The organism is Haloferax profundi (assembly GCF_001469865.1).
Taxonomy (GTDB): Archaea; Halobacteriota; Halobacteria; order Halobacteriales; family Haloferacaceae; genus Haloferax; species Haloferax profundi.
Genome location: NZ_LOPV01000410.1, coordinates 1 through 4,141 on the forward strand (window position 1 = coordinate 1; position 4,141 = coordinate 4,141).

Annotated in this window: 4 protein-coding genes; 3 read left to right on the forward strand and 1 reads right to left on the reverse strand. The window is 61.1% G+C overall.

Annotated features, from left to right (window positions below; translation table 11 throughout):
- The coding region (locus AUR66_RS14075; protein ID WP_058572922.1) for a phosphoenolpyruvate carboxykinase at nucleotides 1-1,080 on the forward strand (1,080 nt) is incomplete at its 5' end.
- A gap of 178 nt (nucleotides 1,081-1,258) precedes the next feature.
- On the opposite strand, the gene AUR66_RS14080 is transcribed toward AUR66_RS14075, so the two are convergent.
- Nucleotides 1,259-2,308 carry a pyridoxal-phosphate-dependent aminotransferase family protein gene (locus tag AUR66_RS14080; protein WP_058572923.1) on the reverse strand — a complete coding sequence of 350 codons (1,050 nt, stop codon included), beginning with the start codon at nucleotides 2,306-2,308 and terminating at the stop codon, nucleotides 1,259-1,261.
- A gap of 115 nt (nucleotides 2,309-2,423) precedes the next feature.
- On the opposite strand from AUR66_RS14080, the gene AUR66_RS14085 reads away from it, so the two are divergent.
- Nucleotides 2,424-3,401 (forward strand): AIR synthase family protein, encoded by a 978-nt coding sequence (locus AUR66_RS14085; protein ID WP_058572924.1) that lies wholly within the window; start codon nucleotides 2,424-2,426, stop codon nucleotides 3,399-3,401.
- 289 nt (nucleotides 3,402-3,690) lie between these two features.
- Nucleotides 3,691-4,141 (forward strand): peroxidase family protein (locus AUR66_RS14090; RefSeq protein ID WP_331457008.1); only part of this gene is annotated, 451 nt, incomplete at its 3' end.

Genomic DNA, 4,141 nt, shown 5'->3' on the forward strand with positions numbered 1-4,141 from the left:
ACCGACGAACCGTGCATCCGCGTCCTCCCCGAGGTAGGACTCACGACGGTCCTCGGAAGCGACTACACGGGTGAAGCGAAGAAATCGTTCCTCCGCCTGTTCATGCACCGCGCGAAACAAGCAGGTGGCCTCGGCCTCCACGCCGGCAGTAAACGAGTGTGCCTCGGAGATGGAGACGACCAGCGCGAAGTTGGCCAACTCTACCTCGGCCTCTCCGGGACGGGAAAGTCCACGCTGACCAGCCACGGCCTCTGGCTCGACGAACCCGAGGGAGCAGAGATGCTCCAAGACGACGTGTGTGCGTTGCTCCCATCGGGAACTGTCGCCGGTAGTGAGGGTGGTGGCCTCTACATCAAAACACTCGGCCTCGACGAGGCCGAACAACCCGAACTTTACGGGGCCGCAACCGACGCAAGCGCCGTCCTCGAGAACGTCGCCGTCGACGACGATGGGTCCGTCGAATTCGACGAACCACGGTACGGACGAAATGCGCGCGCCGTGATTCAGCGAGACTGCCTCCAAAGTTCGGCCACGGATATCGACCTCGACAGCGTCGACCAGGTGTTCTTCATCACGCGGAACCCACTGATGCCGCCGGTTGCCAAACTCGACGAGACACAGGCCGCTGTCGCGTTCATGCTGGGCGAGTCCGTCGAGACGAGCGCTGGCGACCCCTCACGAATTGGCGAACCCATTCGTGTCGTCGGAACGAACCCGTTCATCATCGGTTCAGAGGGGCAGGAGGGGAACCGATTCCGTGACCTCATCGACGACCTCGACGTCGATTGCTTCGTCATCAACACCGGTGCTGTCGGCACCGACGACCCAGTGGATGTCGGCGTCGAAGAGACCGTCGCCATCCTCGAAGGTGTCGCCCGTGAGAGCATCGAATGGGCATACGACGAGATGCTCGGTCTGACCGTCCCGACGGACGTCCCCGGCATCGATATCGCTCAGTACGTCGTCGCAGACCACGTCGAAGACTTCGCCGGCGCACACCGGAAACTCCGCGACGAGCGTCGGTCGTATCTGGCGCAGTTCGACGAACTCGACGACGACATCGTCGACGCGGCGTACTGAACCCACGCATCTTTCTTCTTCCATAGTTCTTTTTGGACGTCCCACAGAACCGATACACTGACAGCGAGAGTAGTGGTCGACAGCGTCACCCTCCGAGAGAACTGAGCGGGCGGTGAGATGGTGGCGTTAGGACGAAGAAAAATCGACCACGCGGGAGAGTTCTCGGGTCGACCAGTGATTAGTTGGTCACTGCTTCTAACGCATCCATAACACGGTCGACTTTGTCGACGTCGGCGTTGTAGCCCATATGACCGACGCGGAGGATGTCGCCTTCGAGGTCGGCGAGTCCTGTCGACAGGACGATGTCGTGTCGTTCGTCGAGTTCGCGTTGCAGTGCCTTCGCCTCGCCGGGCACGTGGAATGCTGTGACCGTCGGTGCACTCCGCTCGACGTCGGGGTAGAGGTCGAGTCCGAGTGCTGCGCCACGCTCGCGGCAGTGCTCGGCGGCACTCTCGTGGCGTTCGTAGACCGATTCGACTCCTTCTTCGAGAATCATCTCGAGCGACTCGTCGAGGGCGGCGACGTTGGCCACGAGGTGGGTATACGGGAACATATCGCTCGTGTCTCGCCACGGGAGGAGGTTCGTATAGAGAGACGTGGGGTCGCGTTCTTCTGCGACGTCCCACGCCCGGTCGCTGACCGAGACAGTCGTCAGTCCCGGTGGCGAACTGAACGCCTTTTGGGACGCGCCGAGGTTGATGTCGATGTACTCGCTCGGGACGGGCGTCCCACCGAGTGAGGAGACGGCATCGACGATGGTCAGTACGTCGTTGTCGTGGAGCAGTTCGAGGACCGGTTCGATGTCGTTGAGGGTGCCTGTCGGCGTCTCACAGTGGACCATCGTCGCGACTTTGAAATCGCCCTCGTCGAGTGCTTCTTCCACACCGGCGTAATCGAGTGGGTCGGTGTAGTCGGCACCGACGAGTGTCGGATTGCCACCGTAGTTCTCCACGAAGTCGGCGAATCCATCGCCGTAGAGACCGTTCGAGACGCACAGAACGTCGTCACCGGGGGCCACCGTCGAGGCGATGGCCGCTTCGAGGCCGAGAATCCCCTCTCCACCCATGACGAGTACGTCGTCGTCGGTGTCGTAGATGGTCTGCAGTTTTGCACAGACCTCGTCGTACGTGTCGAAGAACGCCTGTTCGATGTCGGGATTCGGCATCGGGTCGCTCATCCGGTCGCGAACCCTCGGCGGGACTGCCGTCGGGCCGGGTGTCATCAGCATAGTCGGCCGTTTCGTGGGAGGTGGTATAAGCCGTGATGGTGTCTGTCTGCAAGAGAGCCCAATCGGGTCACCGCCGAACGGGAAGACACAAAAGCCGACCTGCAACACTATCACCATGAGCAAACTCTCGCCCGCGGACCTCGACCGCTACATCTTCTCGCGGACGGGTGCGGCCAACGACGACCTGTTCGTTGGCGCTGGCTACGGCGAAGATGCCGCTGCCGTCGCAACCGACGAGGGGACGATGGTCGTCACGACCGACCCAATCTCGCTCGCCGCAAAGCGTATCGGAACACTCGGCGTCGCGATTGCGAGCAACGACGTCGCTGCCTGCGGTGGCATCCCAAAGTGGCTCGTGAGTACGATTCTCCTCCCCGAACCCGACGTCGACGTCCTCGACGACATCACCGCCCAACTCGACGCCGAAGCCACCCGATTAGGAATCACTATCGTTGGTGGGCACACCGAAACCGTCGCTGGTCTCTCACGCCCACTTCTCTCGCTGACCTGTTTGGGGCCCACCGACCGTTACGTCCCCACGTCGGGCGCGTCGCCCGGTGACGCAGTGATACTCACGAAAGGGGCGGGCATCGAAGGGACCGCCGTGCTCGCGACCGACTTCCGCGGCGACCTCGAATCGGCTGGTGTCGACGTCGAGACCGTCGACCGGGCCGCAGGATTCTTCGACGACATCAGCGTCCTCCCCGAGTCGGCCGTCCTCTCTTCCGTTGCGACAGCGATGCACGACCCGACAGAGGGTGGGGTTCTCAACGGATTGGTCGAACTCGCCTGCGCGTCGGGCGTCCGTATCGACGTAGAGAGAGATGCTGTTCCCGTCCGCCCCGAGACACGGGCGGTGTGTGAAGCGATGGGTGTCGACCCGATTCGGATTCTCGGGTCGGGTGCGCTCCTTGCGACAGTTCCTGCCGACGAGACTGACTCAGTGCTCACAGCACTCGCCGACGAAGGTATCGAAGCGACGGTGGTCGCAACGGTCGAATCCCCGACTGACGATGACGAGTGTGGTGTCGTCTCCGACGGCGAGCACTACACTGGCGGTGTTCAGGACGACATGTACGACCTTTGGGACTGAGTGTATGGTGCCACAGAGGGGATAGTTCCTGTGTCCAGCACGGTCTGATTCTGGTCTCTCGAAGTGCTGTTACTTGCCGTTAGAGGCCGCCAAACTCAGTAGCGCAGTTCAAACCGCCAGGCCATGGTAGATTCTGAAGTGGCTCTGAACTAGGCCTTCGTGCATATTGCTGAGATTTGTTCACGAATTCGATATCTCACTTTGGCTGCACCGGAGTCTTCATTTCAAAAATAGAATTTCATTTCCGAATTAGACAATCTTTACATGCAGTAGTAACAATCACCCGACGATGCAATCCGACCAAGACTGGTGGCCAAATCAGTTGAAACTGGACATCCTCGACCAGAACGCTCACAACGTCGACCCGATGGACGAAGCGTTCGACTACGCTGAAGCGTTCGAGTCACTCGACTTCGACGCCGTGAAGGAGGACATCGAGGCAGTGATGACCTCCTCGCAGGAGTGGTGGCCTGCTGACTACGGTCACTACGGTCCCCTCTTTATTCGGATGGCGTGGCACAGCGCCGGCACGTACCGCACCACTGATGGTCGCGGTGGCGCGGCCGGTGGCATGCAGCGCTTCGCACCCCTCAACAGTTGGCCCGACAACGCGAACCTCGACAAGGCACGCCGACTGCTCTGGCCCGTCAAGCAGAAGTACGGCCGTAATCTCTCGTGGGCCGACCTGCTGGTCCTGGCAGGCAACGTCGCTCTCGAGTCGATGGGCTTCGAGACGTTCG